We start from the raw sequence: 14,032 nt of genomic DNA, 5'->3' as shown, positions 1-14,032 counted from the left end.
TTCGGTCTTCCCGAACCCGGCCCGCCCTCCCGTCCGTTGGTCATGGTGAGCGCCCCGGACGGAGCCGCGGTCCGGGGCCGTCGCGTGCCGGCCGTCAGGGCGCCGGTGCGCGGCAGCGCCCCCGGCCGGGGTGAGGCGTTCGAGGTCTGCGGAGACCTCCGCGCCAGAGCCCGGTCACGGTGCCCGGCGTACAGACCGAGGGCACAGGTCGGCCGGCCCCGGGACCGGGGCGAGACCACCGTGTCGGCTGCCGGACGAGGATGAGCGGCCATCAGACGCCGGTCTGCGGTGTCCCCGGTCCGGCCCCGCGGTCAGGCCGCGGGATTACCGGTCACCAGCGGCCACAGGCGGCCCGTACCGCTCTCCACCACGTGCCGGCCGATCCGCGCGAACCAGGCCTGCTCGTTGCCGTCCTCGTCCCGCCACGACCACAGCCGGGTGGTGGCCAGGCGCAGCGGGCTGAGCTCGGTGAACCCGATCGCGCCGTGCAGTTGGTGGGCGATGCGCGTGATCTCCCCCACCGAGGCGGATGCCTGCGCGGCGGCGGCCTGGGCCGCGAAGGCGGCGCCGCCCGGGTCGCCCAGTGCGGTCGCGGCCGCCTCGACCGCCGCACCGACCAGGGCCGCCTCCTCGATCAGCTTCGCCTCCTCCTGCTTGACGGCTTGGAAGTGGCTGAGCGGACGGCCGAACTGGGACCGGGCTGCGGTGTGGGCCACCGTGAGCTCGACGCAGCGCCGCGCGGCACCCGCGATCAGCGCGGCCCGGGCCAGCCCGGCGCGCCATTCGGCCTCGGCCAGGACGGCTTCCGGGACGCGGCGGACCCGCTCGGTGGGAACCGCCGTGTCGGTCAGGACGACCCCATCCCTGGGCTCGCCCGCGAGGTTGGCCCCCTCGAGCAGCCGGTACTCGTCCGGTTCGAGTGCGAGCAGCACCGGCCCGCCGGGCCCCTCGGTCAGCACGACCACGGCCTGCGCGGCCCGGGCCCACGGCACCCGGGAGAGCGTGCCGCTGACGTGCACCGCGTCGTCGGTGCCGGCTGCTCCCGGCGGGCCGACCCGGCTGGCCGAGTCGACGTTGGCGAACCGGACGTCGAGCGGGCCGCGGGCGAAGGTGAGCGGCCCGTTCGGCACGGCCAGCCCGGCCCGGGCCAGCAGCGGGCCGGCGAGCAGCAGGGTCTCGGCGAGCGGTGCCGGGCAGCCGTGGTGGCCGGCCTCGCGGACCAGTGCGACCAGGACGTGCGGGTCCGTGTCCGGCGGGGGTAGCGCGTCGGCCGTGGTCAGGGCGTCCCACAGGGCGCGGGCGGCAGCGGCGGGTTTGTCCAGGGCGTCGCCCGGGTGCCGGGCGAGCACGGCGGCGGGCGTACGGAGGTGATCGGTGGTCATGAGGAGAGCTCCAGGCCTCGGGTGATGATTCCGCGAAGGATCTCGTTGGTGCCGCCGCGCAGCGTGTAGCCCGGGGAGTGCAGGATCGCGGTGGCGAGCAGTTCGGGGTAGCTGCCCTTGGTGGTGTCGGTCCGGGCGGTCGTCGGGAGGATCTCCCGTACCTCGTTGACGAGTTCGCCCTCGAAGCGGGTGCCGAGGTCCTTCACCAGGGCGGCCTGCACGTCCGCCGGGCGGCCGGCCTCCAGGGCGGCGGCCACACCCAGCGACAGCTGCCGGATCGAGGACAGCCGCGCGGTCAGCCGGCCGACCCGGGTGTGCTGCTCGGGGGTGCAGGCCCCTCGCCGCAGCTGCTCGACGAGTGCCGTGAGCAGCGGCACCGTGGACAGGAACCGTTCGGGCCCGCTGCGTTCCAGTGCCAGCTCACCGGTCACCTGCCGCCAACCGTCCCCGGGCCGGCCGAGCAGGGCGTCGGCGCCGAGCTCGACGCCTTCCAGGTGGAAGTAGTTGAAGGTGTGCTCGCCGCTGAGCAGGCGGATCGGCTCGATCCGCACCCGCGGGTCGCGCAGGCCGACGATGAACTGGCTGAGCCCGGCGTGGCGGTCGCCGGACTCGTCGTCGGTACGGGCGAGCACGATGGCGTAGTCGTTCAGGTGGGCGCCGCCGGTCCACGTCTTGGTTCCGGTCAACCGCCAGCCGTTGTCGGTCCGTTCGGCCCGGGTCCGGACCGCCGCCAGGTCCGAGCCGGCGTGCTGCTCGCTCATGCCGATGGAGAAGAAGCACTGGCCGGCGGCTATCCGCGGCAGGAAGCGGCGGCGCTGCTCCTCGGTGCCGTGACGCAGGATCGACGGGCCGGCCTGCCGGTCGGCGACCCAGTGTGCCGAGACCGGGGCGCCGGCCGCGAGCAGCTCCTCGATGACGACGTAGCGTTCGAGGTTGCCACGCCCACCGCCCCCGTACTCCTTGGGCAGTGCCATGCCGACCCAGCCGCGCTCGGCGAGCCGGCGGGTGAAGCCGGGGTCCCAGCCGGTCAGCCAGGAGTCGGGGCGGCCCATGACCGTTCCGGCGGCGCGTTCCTCGGCGAGGAAGTCCCGGACTTCCCGTCGGAGCCGCTGTGTTTCGGGCCGTAGCTGGACGGCGCGGGCGCCGGTGGTGGGCAGGATCATCGCGGTGCTCCTCTGGTCGTGGGCGGGGTCAGTTGCCCGTGAAATGCGGGGTGCGGCGCTCCCGACGGGCCTGGACGCCCTCGCGGAAGTCGGCGGTGGCGGTCGTCACCGGCTGTGCCAGGGACTCCCAGGCCAGGGCCTGCTCGACGGTCATCAAAGGGCGGTTCAGACCGTCCTTGGTCAGCCGCACCGCGAGCGGCGCCGCGGCGGCGATGCCGTCGGCGACCGCGAGTGCGGCGGCGAGCACCCGGTCCGCGGGCAGTGCCTGGTGGACCAGGCCGATCGTGGCGGCCTCGGTGCCGTCGACGAGCCGTCCGGTGAGCAGCAGTTCGCGCGCGCGCGGCAGGCCGACCGCTTCGGCGAGCAGCGCGGTGGTGGCCATCCCGGGGTGCAGGCCGAGGCGGACGAAGGGTGCGCCGAGCTTCGCGTCCGCGGCGGCGTACCGCAGGTCGCAGGCCAGGGCGAGGGCGAGTCCGGCGCCGATGGCGTGGCCGCCCACGGCGGCGATGGTGGGCACGGGCAGGTCACGGACGGCCAACCAGGTCCGGTAGAAGGCCGCGAGGTGGGCCCGGGCCGCCGCGATGCCGAGGCCGTGCCCGGCGGCCAGGTCGCCGAGGTCGGCCCCGGAGCAGAACGCGGGGCCGGTGCCGGTCACCACCACGGCCCGCAGGTCGGGGGTCCCGCTCAGTGCCTGCACGGCGGCGCGCCACTGCTCGGTGAGTCGGCCGGTCATCGGGTTGCGGCGGTCCGGGTCGGTGAGGGTCAGCACTGCGACCCCGTTCGGTCGGTGTTCGACGTGCAGGGGTTCCTGCTTGGTCATGACGGCTGCTCGATTCGTGGTCGACGGCTGGTCAGGAGGCGGGGTGGAAGCCGATCTCGGCGAGCACTTCCTCGGTGTGCTGCCCTATCCGGGGACAGTGCCGGTGCAGGCCTGCCGGGGTCCGCGAGAAGCGGACGGGCTGGCCGATCAGGTGGTAGCCGCCCTCGGTGGGGTGCTCGGCCCGCTGGAGCAGACCGCCTTCCCGCGCGTACGCGCTGGTGGCGGCCTCGGTCAGGCTGAGTACCGGCGCGGCCGGGATGCTGACCGAGTCGCAGAACCGCTGCCATTCGGCGCTGGTGTGCCGGGCCGCGAACCTCCCGGCCAGTTCGTACAGTTCGTCGGCGTGGCGGGCCCGGTCGCCGAGTGAGCGGAAGCGGGGGTCGTCGGCGAGCTCGGGGCGGCCGACGAAGCCGAAGAAGTCCCGCCAGTTGCGGTCGCTGTAGGGCAGGATGCACATCCAGCCGTCCGCCGTCCGGGAGGCCCTGCGCTGGGAGCTGAGCGCGCGCGGGTAGCCGATCGGCCCCTGAGGCGGGTCGAGGGTGGCCGCCGCCAGGTGCTCGACCAGGTTGAAAGCCAGCATGGTGTCCGCCATCGGTACCTCGACGTGCTGGCCGGTGCCGGTGGCGTCCCGGTGGTGCAGCGCGGCCAGCACGGACTGTGCGATCACCAGCCCGCACACCTTGTCCACCAGCACGGTGGGCACGTAGTACGGCTCACCGCTTACCTGCTCGTTGAGCCACACCAGGCCCGAGGCGGCCTGCACGATGTCGTCGTAGGCCGCGTGGTTGCCCAGGGCCGAATCGCTGCGGAATCCCTGGGCGTTGGCGTACACCAGCCCCGGGTTGACCGCGGCGACCTCGTCGTAGCCGAGTCCGAGGCGGGCCAGCGCGTGCGGGCGGACGTTGGTGATGAACACGTCTGCGGTGGCGATCAGGGCCAGCAGTGCGTCGCGGCCGTTCGGGGCCTTGAGGTCGATCGTGACGCTGCGCTTGTTCCGGTTGAGGTTGAGCGCGCCCGCCCCCATGCCGGAGTGGCGCTGCGGGGGGAGGTGGCGGGTCATGTCCCCGGTCGGCGGCTCAACCTTGATCACGTCGGCGCCCAGGTCGCCCAGCTGCTGAGCCGCGTACGGCGCCATTATCACACTGGCAAGCTCGACCACCCGCACCCCGACGAGCGGGCCCGCCCTCCGCTCCTGTTCTGGCGACATCGCTGTCCTCCGGTGTCATTGGGAACCGGCCGGTCGCCGGTTGACATGCCGTCAGTCAACTCTGGGGGAATTCATATCGTCCAATACTTCCTGACTTGCCATTCCATATGCTGTGCCATATGGAACTGACACAGCGACTCCTCGAACAGTTCGTCGTGCTCGCCGAGGAGCAGCACTTCGGACGGGCCGCCGATCGGCTCACCATGCGCCAGCCGCCGCTCAGCCAGGCGATCCAGCGACTGGAACGCGTACTCGGCGTCAGCCTGTTCGAGCGCGGGCCGCGCGGCGTGCGGATCACCCCGGCCGGCCGGGCCTTCGCCGAGGACGCGCGGCGGCTGCTGGAGGCCCAGGCCGCCGCCGTGGACCGGGCCCGGCGCGTCGCCAGCGGACGGGAGGGCGAGGTGCGGCTCGGCTTCATCAGCAGCCTCGGCTATCACTACGTGCCCGATCTGCTGCGCCGAGCCCACACCGAACTCACCGGGCTGCGGCTGCAGTTGCGTCAGCACCCCTCGGTCGAGCTGATCGCGATGCTGCACGCCGGCGCGCTGGACCTCGCCCTGGTCCGGCTCCCGATCTCGGGCAGCGACGAACTGACGGTCCACCAGGTGGGCGTCGAGCGGCTGATCGCCGTGCTTCCGGAGCACCACCGGCTCGCCGCGCAGGACTCGCTGGCGCTGCCGGACCTCGCCGACCACGACTTCGCCGTCCTGCGCCCCGGCGCCCTGCCGGGGCTCGCCCAGCAGGTCGCGCTCGCCTGCGCCCAGGCAGGCTTCACCCCCCGGCCGCTGGGACAGGCCGACGACCTGCCCGGCCTGCTCAGCTACGTCGCCGCCGGCCTCTGCGTGGCCCTGGCGCCGGAACAGGTGCGCTCGCTCGGCCTGTCCGGTGTGGTCCACCGTCCGCTGCGCGGCAGTTCGCCCCACCTTCGGACGGCGATCGCCGCCGTGCACCGGTCGGACAGCGGTGACGCGGCGGTCCAGCGGGTGGTCGGGCTGTTCGGCTCGCCCGCCCTCACACCCGAGGCGTAGCGTCCGGTGGCCTGCGCGAGGACCGACCGGGACGAACCGCTGGGCCGCCCGGGCCCGTTCGGCCGCTCTCCGCGGACGTGCCGAGCAACGGGGCGGAACCCGGCGCGTACCGGCGTGGCGGATCCGGCCGGACGGCTCACGGTGTGAATTCCCCTGGTGAACAGCCTACTTGCGAAGGAACGGCCCGCCGCCGAGCCGGGCGAGCAGCTCGGGGTGACCAGCCAGGGCCTCGGTCAGCACCTGCTTGCCGAACGGCGCGTAGCTCGCGGTGTCGGTGGCGGCCCAGTCGATCCCGCCGAACGGCGGCTGCGGGTCGTACTCGATCAGCAGCTGCACCTGCCGGGCGGCGTCCTCTCCGGCCAGTCGACCGGCCAGGTGCAGCGCCATGTCGATGCCGGCCGCGACACCCGCGGCCGTGACGTACCGTCCGTCCTCGACCCAGCGGTCGGCCACCGGGGTCGCGCCGAAAGGGACGAGCAGGTCGCGGAACAGCCAGTGCGTGGTGGCCTTGCGCCCCTCCAGTAGCCCGGCGGCGGCCAGCAACAGCGAGCCGGTGCAGACCGAGCCGACCACCGACGCGCCTGAGGCGGCCCGGCGCAGCCGGGCGAGCAGCGTCTCGTCGGCCATCGCGGCGAGTGTCGGCACCAGACCGCCGGGCACCACCAGCACATCGGGGTCGGGGACTTCGTCGAAGGTGTGGCTGGGCAGCACGGACAGCGGGGTGTCGGTGCCCATCGGCTCGATCCGCTCTCCCAGCACGACGGTCCGGATGCCCGGCACGGTGTCCGCCAGCGCTGCGCAGACCTGGAGCGGCCCGACCAGGTCGAGCACGGTGATTCCCGGGTAGGCGACGAAGGCGACGGTCCGGGCCGGCTGCGCGGTCTCGGTGATGGTGGTCATGGCTGAACTCCTCGCTGGCTGCGGATGGCATCGGCGGCAGCGCTCCGGCTGCATCCCGGTCGCGCTCCGGCCCCTCGAAGCCACCGTCGCCGCCGGCCCGGGGATGCGGCAACCGGCACCCCGTCCGGTTGTCCGGAATCCTGCGATCCCCGGCCGCCGGACCGGCAGGCGTAGGCTGGCAGCCGTGACGACGACTGCCCGCCAGGTGGTGATCATCGGCTACGACCAGGCGGACCTGCTCGACATCGCCTGCGTCGCCGACACCCTGGACGCCGCCAACCGGCTCGGCGCCGAACCCGCCTACGACCTGCGGCTGGCGACACCTCACGGCCGGCCCGTCCGCTCCTCCACCGGGCTCGTCCTGATGAGCCAGGCCGCCGTCGAGCGGGTCCGCGGCCCCCTGGACACCCTGCTGGTCGTCGGCGGCCTCGGCCATCTGACGGCGGCCGCGGACGCCGATCTCGTCTCCCACGTCCGGCGGCTGGCGGCCCGCAGCCGCCGGGTGGCCTCGGTCTGCACCGGTGCGAGCATCCTCGCCGCGGCCGGCCTGCTGGACGGCCGGCGGGCCACCACCCACTGGGCGTACGCCCGCGAACTGGCCGTCCGGCACCCGAAGGTCACGGTCGACCCGCGCCCGCTCTACCTCGTCGACGGCGACGTCAGCACCTCGGCCGGTGTGACCAGCGCGCTCGACCTGACGCTGGCCGCCGTGGAGGCCGACCACGGGCCCGAGCTGGCCCGACTGGTCGCCCGCTGGCTGGTCACCTACATGCAACGGCCTGGAAACCAGGCGCAGTTGTCCATCTACGTCAAGGACCCGCCGCCCGAGCACCGGGTCCTGCGCCGGCTCGTCCTGCACATCACCGGCCATCTCGACGCCGACCTCGGCACCGCCGCCCTCGCCGCCCGGGCCGACATCAGCGAGCGGCACCTGTCCCGCCTCTTCCTCGACCGACTCGGCCAGCCTCCGGCCCGTTTCGTCCGCACCGCCCGCACCGAAGCGGCCGCCCGGCTGCTGGAGACCACCGCGCTCCCGCTCGCCGCCGTCGCCGGACGCTGCGGCTTCGGCTCCACAGAGACTCTGCGCCAGGCCTTCCACGCGCACTACGGAATCTCACCCTCGGCCTACCGGCTGGCGCTCCGCGCCGGCCCGCCCTCCGCCGCGCTCCCGGCACCGTCGGAAGCGGTTCCGACGGACGCCGTCGACGGCCGCGGATGAGGACGGAGGCGCCGTAGAGGGACCGCGGCCCGGTACGCGACCGCACCCGCCGGACACCGGAGGATTCCGGGGCCCCGCCGTACGCTCCGCAAGGCCACCGGGACCGGGCCCGCAGGGCCGACGGCTCTTTCGTGGACCAGGCGTTGACGTATCGTCACATCGAGTCACGGCGAGTCGCAGGTGTCACTGGCACGCCTGCAGATCCGGCACTTCCGGGAATGCCGCCGCCGGCCGTCGACAGCGCGAGAGCCGATTCCCGGCTCGGACGCGGACACCCGGCGACCGGGCACGACGCCCGGGATCCGGGGTCCATGTGCGGGCCACCGCATCCCCAAAAATTACTTATTTCAGTAACCATTGCGCTATTTACGTATCTGACATTCTGGTCCTACTCTTCAAGAGCCCTCAAGGGACCGCCCGAATCCCCGGCCGCCCTCCTGAGTCAGGCCGAGCTCCGGTCTTCTTTCAGCCGCGTGACCGTGTGAGCGCCTCCTCCCGTCACGCTTCCCGACCCTCCGTCCGGAGCTCCGCCGCCAAGCGAGCAGCGCCCCCTCCTCGACCACCAGCCGCCCGCCGAACGCGCCGCTCGCCCGGGCGGGTCCGCTCGCGCCCGAGGAGCTGCGGCAGCTGGCCGCGTGGAACGACACCGCGCACCCGCTGCCCGACGTCACGCTCCCCGAGCTGGTCGAGGCCCAGGCGGCCCGTACCCCCGAGGCCACCGCTGTGCGGTTCGAGGGCGAGCAGCTGGACTTCGCCAGCCTCGACCGCAGGGCCGACCGGCCTGCCGGGCCCAGGTTCCACTGCCACCTCCGCGTGACCACGCTCCCCATCGACCCACCGCAACCGACCAGGAGGTCCACCGTGTCCGACGGCTTCGAGCCGCTCACCCGGGAGATGATGAAGGCCACCGTCGCCGCCGTGCTGGGTGAAGAGCCCACCGACATCCCGGACGACGACGAACTCCAGCTGCTCGGCCTGGACTCGATCCGCCTCATGCACCTCGTCGAACGCTGGCACCGGGCCGGGCTCGAACTCTCCTGCGTCGAGCTGGCGCAACGCCGCACGCTCGCCAAGTGGCGGGACCTGCACTCCACCCGACTGCCGAGGGGTTCGCAACTCCGCCCGGGGCACGATCGGCTCCCCGCGCAGTAGGCCGAGATCAACGCCTCGATGGTGGCGGCTGGCCTCGACTCCGGCGTCCCCGAGGAGGCCGTCGCCGGCTTGGCGCAGGCCCCCTGGCCGCTCGTCAGCTACCGCGGCCGCTACGCGCCCATGGTCCGCCACCTCGGCAACGAGCAGGTACGGGTGCGCCACGACACCGTCATGTCCCGGGTCGACCGGCTCGTCGCGCGCGGGCGGCCGAGGAGTCCCTCCGTACGGATCGCCCCCGCCGGCGGCTGGTCACGGCGGTCCACGCGCTCGCCCACGAAGCGATCACCGAGACCGGGCAGGGCCACCTCGCCACGGAGCGGGCCTCCGACGTGCCGGCCACCGGCCCGCTCGGTCTGCTCCGCCGATTTCCTGTCAATTATGCTTCACTGTAAGCCGGTTACCCGATACCGGACGGGTCGGCCGTGGCACCATGGAAGGTCGGTGCGCCGACGAACGGAGTGTCCTGTGAGCAGTCTCAACAAGGGTCTGGGACGGATCGAAGTGGACCTGCAGTGGGATCCGAATCCCGCCGGTACGGCGCCCCACGACCTCGACCTGATCGCCGCGACCTACGCCACCGAAACCCCTGACGGCGACCCGGCCTACCTGGTGTACTTCGACAGCCGCTCCCCCGACGGCACGATCACGCTGAACCGGGACAGCCGCGACGGCCGGGGCCTCGGCGTCGACGAGCGCATGGTCCTGGAGCTCGACCGTCTCGCGAACCGCTACCGCAGGGTCGTCGTGGGCGTCGCGATCCAGCAGGGCGGCGGCCGGGTGACCTTCGCGGACATAGCCCGCCCCGATGTCCGAATCCGGGAGCGGCGCGATCAGCTCGCGGCGGTGTCCTTCGACTCCGTCGGCGAGGCGACGGCGGCGCGGGTCGCGGAGTTCGTCCGGGACGACTCGGGGGTCTGGCGGTTCCGGGACGGCGTCCGCGGCTTCGACGCCGATCCGGCCACCTTCGCCCGGATCATGGGCAGTTGAGCAAAACCCGGGTCAAGCCTCGCGATCCCCGGAGCCCGCGATGTCCGTCCTGGTGACGTGCGACTTGTTTCGGACACATGCGCGACATGCTGCTCAACGGCACAGGAGGACAGGAACAGCCCGCCCGCACGCTGGAACCGGGTGGCGCCCCACGGGCCGGGCCGCCACGAAAGGGAGTGACCACGCCATCCTCTGCGTCAACCGCACGGGAATCCCCTGGACGTGGATAATCCGCCCTTCACGACGCGGCAACGGTGCCCACCACGGCTACTCCCGGCCCCTCCTGCCCGCCGCGGAGTCTGGGGTGGATCACGCTCCGACGGCGCCTCGCCCGCGACCCCGTTCGACATCGCCGTCCCGATCCGCCAGCACCGCGAGGTCCTCGGTGGCGCTCGCCCGGATCGGGGCGCTGGTGACCGGCGGGGCCTGAGTCAGGATCAGTTCAGTCTGCTCGTCCAGGTCCATCACGGTCACCGGGGGCCGGGACAGCCACCTGACCCGAGACGGCGGCGACCGCTGCCGCCGGGTCGTCGAGACGGCCGTCGGCCGACACCTCGTCCTCGTCAGCTGATCCCGACCGCGCGCAGCGCCTGGTGCTGACTTGGTGCTGACTTGACGGGCCAGTAGACGTAGCAGATGCCGCCCGAACCCCCCGTGACCTGGCCGTTCGCGTCGTAGCGCTTGGTGCGCAGCCAGATGTTCTCGAACTGGCGCCGCCGGTAGACCCGCCTGACCTTGTCGTCACCGGCCGAGGCGGGGTCGTTGGCGATGACGTCGCCGTCGTCGGTGAAGCCGATGACGGCCATCAGGTGGCCGTCGGTGCCGTAACCCGCGCCGTCCAGTTCGGTGCTGAGGAAGGACTGGGAGGTGATGACCGGGATGCCTGCGTCGATCAGCCGCTCGAGGTCGGCGAGGGAGCCGAGGCGGGTGATGACACCCTGCAGGTCCTGGTAGGTCGCGGCGTAGGCGGCGTTGAAGGGCCAGTTGCCGCAGCCCCGGTACTGGTGGTCGTAGGTGGACCGGGCGGCGTGGCAGACCTCGGGGTCCGGGTAGGAGGCATCGACCCAGGCCAGGTCCGTGGCGCTGGGTCTGTGGCCCCAGTACTCGATGACCATCTGGGAGGAGGTGGGGCTGCACCACGCCTCTCCCCCGTTGTCGTACTCGGGGTACTGCCCCCGGTGGATCTCCTGCGAGTACCGGGGGACGGCCAGCTCGCGGCCCCGGCCGGCCCCGGGTACGGAGACGGGCACCTCGAAGCGGTCCGGGAGGTCCGACCCCACCGCGCCCAGGCGCCGGACGGTGGGCGTGAGTTCCGAACCGGGCTTGCGGTACAGGGTCAGCCGGAGCGTGTACGAGACCAGGCGCAGACCGCTCTCCGGAGCGTCGATGGCGAAGGTGTCGGTGGCGATGCTGCTCCGGCCGTCCTGCTGGCCGCCCACGGAGGTGCGGAGGATGTCCTGGTCGGACGCGGCCCAGCGGCCCATGACGTACCAGGGCGTCGATCCGCCGTCGCTGTAGGTGCCGCGCAGTTCGACGGCGAGCCAGGTGCCGACGGGAGTGTGCGCGTTCCAGGAGACGACCAGTTCGGTGGCGGGAGTCGCCGGCTCCCGCACCGGGGAGGTCCAGGTGGCGAACTCCCAGCTGGTGCTCCGGCCGCTGTGCGGGTCGAGGTAGTCGACGGTGCCGACGGGGGTCGCGATGGCCACGCCCGGGCGGTCGCCGTCCACCACCCTGGTCCCCCGGTGGTCCCCCGGGCTCCAGTCGGCGGCGGTGGTCCACGCGTGGTACTCCACCCGTGCGTTCGGATCGGCCTGCACCGGGCGCAACGCGGAACCGGCAGGAACCGTCCCGTCGGGCGGAGGTACGGGTGAGCCGTGCGCCGGTGCGGCGACGGTGTCGGCCGCTGCGGCGAGCGCGGCCGTCAGTAGGGTTCGCCGTGACGCAAAGCCGTTCACCGTGCCGGCCTCCGATTGCTCCCGGGTGGCCGCTCGCGGCTCCCGCAGCCCTGCTCGTTGCACTGTCCTGCCTGCCAGTCCTACCAGGGCCTCGGCAGCTCCGCTCGCCCGACTCGCGGCGCGGTGCCGGACATCCGGCCCCGACCGGCACGGGCCGTGCCCGCCTGCCAGCCGCCCGCCTCCCGACCGGCCGCCTGGCGGCAGACGACCGGCGCGAGTCGGCCCGAGCCGACGGGCCGCCGCTCGACCGCGCCCGGCGGCGGGTCAGTCCAGGCCGGCCCGGCGGCGGGCCACCTCGGCGACCGCCGCCCAGTCACGATCCGCGTCGCCGTGGGCGACGGCGTCCAGGAAGGCGTCGCGCAGGACTCCGCCGAAGGGCAGCGGTACGTGCTGCTCGGCGCCCGCCTCCAGGGCGAGGTTGACGTCCTTGAGGCCGAGGACCAGCCGGAACCCGGCGGGCTCGTACCGCCGTTCGGCGATCATCGCGCCGTAACCGGAGTAGACCGGGCCGGGAAAGACGGTGTTGGTGAGCATCTCGACCAAATCGGTCGCCTTGACGCCGTTGGCCTCGGCGAGGCTGCTCGCCTCGGCCATGGACTCGATGGCGCAGGCGAGCAGGAAGTTGGCGCTGATCTTGGCGGCGTTGGCCTGGTGCGGCTCGCTGCCGAGCCGCCAGGTGCGCTGCCCCAGCGCGGCGAACAGCGGCTCGGCGCGGTCCAGCAGTTCCTCGGGGCCCGCCGCCAGGATGTTGAGCCGACCGGCCTCGGCCACCTCGGCCCGTCCCAGCACGGGGGCGGCGAGGTAGCCGATCCGGTGCTCGGCGTGCAGTTCGGTGGCGCGGCGGGCCAGTGGGAGCGAGACGGTGGCCATGTTGATGTGCAGCCAGGCCCGGGCGTTCGCGAGCAGCGCCGGATCGTGCAGGTTCGACTCGACCGCGTGGTCGTCCGCGAGCATCGACACCACGATGTCGTTGTCGAAGACCTCGCTCAGGCCGGCGGCGGCCAGCGCCCCCTGCTCGACCAGCGCCTTCACCGGCTCGGGCGAGCGGTTCCACACCTGCACGGAGAAGCCGGCCCGGACCAGGTTGGCGGCCATGGCACGCCCCATCGAACCGAGCCCGACGAAGCCCACCGTGAGTGCGGTCATCGTCTCTCTCCTCGCCGTCATCGCCATCCGTACGGTCCGACTGTACGTCAGGTCCGGTACGGCATCACCTTGCGGTTCATCGCCCGACGCCATCTTCGGCCTCGCCGTCCGCGATCGGCTCCGGAAGCGGAACGCTGTCCGGAGCGGTGACACCGGTACCGCGGGTGCCGGAGGTGCCGGCGTCGGCCGGGCCCGCGTGGGCACTGGGAGCGGTCAACGAGGCGACCACCCCGACGGCGAGGGACGCGACGGCGAGCATGCTGCGCTTCTTCATGCCCTCCCCAACGAGTCGGCCGACGAGGAGTCACGCCGAGGAGTCACACCGAGAAGCTCCGCCGGACACCGCCGTCGCAGAACGCCGTCGCAGAGCACTGCCGATGACTGCCGTCGATGACTGCGCCCGACGGGTCCCGCCGGGCGGAGCACCCGAGCCGACAGTGCGCGGAAAACCGTTCGAACCGGCACCTTCCGTGCGGCTACCGTGACCAGCATGACGACCGATCAGACCCCGTCCCCGGAGCATCTCGAGCTCCCCAGGGCGTACTTCGCCTTCCCCGGGCCGCTGCGCGACCGCCTCGTCGCGGCGATCCTGGACGGTTCGAAGACCTCCACCACCGGACTGCTGGTCGAGTACGAGTTCGAGGACGAGCCCCTGCCGGTGCCGGGCACGCGCTTCGCCGTGGTCGACTCCGCAGACCGTCCGGTGGCCGTGATCGAGGTGGCGGACGTGCGCGTCGTCCCGCTGGCCGAGGTCGACCTGGCACACGCGGTGGACGAAGGCGAGGGCCACACCACGGTCGCGCAGTGGCGGGCGGACCACGAGGGGTACTGGCACGGCGCGAACTTCCGGGCGGCACTGGACGATCCGGGGTTCACCGTGGACGACACCACCGTGGCGGTCCTGGAGCGCTTCCGGCTCGTCACCGCGCTCTGACGCCCCCGTGCCGAGCCCCGACGGCACGGCACGGGCGGGATCGGCGAGACCGGCGAGACCGGCGAGACCGGCGAGTGCCACCAGCCTGAGGCGCCCCCGATCACCCCGCCACCCGTCACCCGGCGGTCCGGCTTTCCGG

At 73.1% G+C, this 14,032-nt stretch carries 14 protein-coding genes; 5 read left to right on the top strand and 9 right to left on the bottom strand.

Annotated elements, in window-relative coordinates:
- Positions 1–311: 311 nt before the first annotated feature.
- The 4 genes from ACFC1R_RS15125 to ACFC1R_RS15110 are packed head-to-tail and all read right to left on the bottom strand — an operon-like array spanning position 312 to position 4,572.
- Positions 312–1,382, bottom strand: a complete 1,071-nt coding sequence (locus tag ACFC1R_RS15125; protein WP_375938478.1) for an acyl-CoA dehydrogenase family protein — start codon at positions 1,380–1,382, stop codon at positions 312–314.
- Entirely contained in the window at positions 1,379–2,545 is a 1,167-nt protein-coding gene (locus tag ACFC1R_RS15120) for an acyl-CoA dehydrogenase family protein (RefSeq protein WP_375938475.1), read from the bottom strand. The genes ACFC1R_RS15125 and ACFC1R_RS15120 overlap by 4 nt, the downstream gene beginning before the upstream one ends.
- A 28-nt stretch (positions 2,546–2,573) precedes the next feature.
- On the bottom strand, positions 2,574–3,365 hold the full coding sequence (locus ACFC1R_RS15115; RefSeq protein WP_375938472.1) for an enoyl-CoA hydratase/isomerase family protein: 792 nt from the start codon (positions 3,363–3,365) through the stop codon (positions 2,574–2,576).
- Positions 3,366–3,396: 31 nt separating this feature from the next.
- A complete protein-coding gene (locus ACFC1R_RS15110; RefSeq protein WP_375938469.1) occupies positions 3,397–4,572 on the bottom strand; it encodes a CaiB/BaiF CoA transferase family protein in 1,176 nt (391 codons plus the stop codon).
- A gap of 119 nt (positions 4,573–4,691) precedes the next feature.
- On the opposite strand from ACFC1R_RS15110, the gene ACFC1R_RS15105 reads away from it, so the two are divergent.
- Positions 4,692–5,600 (top strand): LysR family transcriptional regulator, encoded by a 909-nt coding sequence (locus ACFC1R_RS15105; RefSeq protein ID WP_375938466.1) that lies wholly within the window; start codon positions 4,692–4,694, stop codon positions 5,598–5,600.
- Between the two features lie 165 nt (positions 5,601–5,765).
- Here ACFC1R_RS15105 and ACFC1R_RS15100 read toward each other — a convergent pair whose 3' ends face one another.
- Positions 5,766–6,500 carry a DJ-1/PfpI family protein gene (locus tag ACFC1R_RS15100; protein ID WP_375938463.1) on the bottom strand — a complete coding sequence of 245 codons (735 nt, stop codon included), beginning with the start codon at positions 6,498–6,500 and terminating at the stop codon, positions 5,766–5,768.
- Positions 6,501–6,684: 184 nt separating this feature from the next.
- Here ACFC1R_RS15100 and ACFC1R_RS15095 point away from each other — a divergent pair, with 184 nt between their 5' ends.
- From ACFC1R_RS15095 to ACFC1R_RS15085, 3 genes are all read left to right on the top strand, one after another.
- Positions 6,685–7,719 carry a GlxA family transcriptional regulator gene (locus ACFC1R_RS15095; RefSeq protein ID WP_375938460.1) on the top strand — a complete coding sequence of 345 codons (1,035 nt, stop codon included), beginning with the start codon at positions 6,685–6,687 and terminating at the stop codon, positions 7,717–7,719.
- Between the two features lie 861 nt (positions 7,720–8,580).
- Positions 8,581–8,871 (top strand): phosphopantetheine-binding protein, encoded by a 291-nt coding sequence (locus ACFC1R_RS15090; RefSeq protein ID WP_375938457.1) that lies wholly within the window; start codon positions 8,581–8,583, stop codon positions 8,869–8,871.
- 465 nt (positions 8,872–9,336) lie between these two features.
- Complete coding sequence (locus ACFC1R_RS15085; RefSeq protein WP_375938454.1) at positions 9,337–9,858, top strand: TerD family protein; 522 nt, start codon at positions 9,337–9,339, stop codon at positions 9,856–9,858.
- Between the two features lie 309 nt (positions 9,859–10,167).
- Here ACFC1R_RS15085 and ACFC1R_RS15080 read toward each other — a convergent pair whose 3' ends face one another.
- The 4 genes from ACFC1R_RS15080 to ACFC1R_RS15065 form a co-directional block, all read right to left on the bottom strand.
- Positions 10,168–10,323, bottom strand: a complete 156-nt coding sequence (locus ACFC1R_RS15080) for a hypothetical protein (protein WP_375938451.1) — start codon at positions 10,321–10,323, stop codon at positions 10,168–10,170.
- Positions 10,324–10,421: 98 nt separating this feature from the next.
- Entirely contained in the window at positions 10,422–11,651 is a 1,230-nt protein-coding gene (locus ACFC1R_RS15075) for a peptidase C39 family protein (protein WP_375938448.1), read from the bottom strand.
- 426 nt (positions 11,652–12,077) lie between these two features.
- Positions 12,078–12,959, bottom strand: a complete 882-nt coding sequence (locus ACFC1R_RS15070) for an NAD(P)-dependent oxidoreductase (RefSeq protein WP_375938445.1) — start codon at positions 12,957–12,959, stop codon at positions 12,078–12,080.
- A 76-nt stretch (positions 12,960–13,035) separates the two neighbouring features.
- Positions 13,036–13,233 (bottom strand): hypothetical protein, encoded by a 198-nt coding sequence (locus tag ACFC1R_RS15065; RefSeq protein ID WP_375938442.1) that lies wholly within the window; start codon positions 13,231–13,233, stop codon positions 13,036–13,038.
- Positions 13,234–13,449: 216 nt separating this feature from the next.
- Between ACFC1R_RS15065 and ACFC1R_RS15060 the strand changes: the two genes are divergently transcribed.
- Complete coding sequence (locus ACFC1R_RS15060) at positions 13,450–13,893, top strand: ASCH domain-containing protein (RefSeq protein ID WP_375938439.1); 444 nt, start codon at positions 13,450–13,452, stop codon at positions 13,891–13,893.
- Positions 13,894–14,032: the final 139 nt, after the last annotated feature.

Origin of the sequence: Kitasatospora sp. NPDC056138, from assembly GCF_042264695.1 — a bacterium.
Lineage (GTDB): Bacteria > Actinomycetota > Actinomycetes > Streptomycetales > Streptomycetaceae > Kitasatospora.
This window is presented reverse-complemented; position numbering and strand designations above follow the sequence as displayed.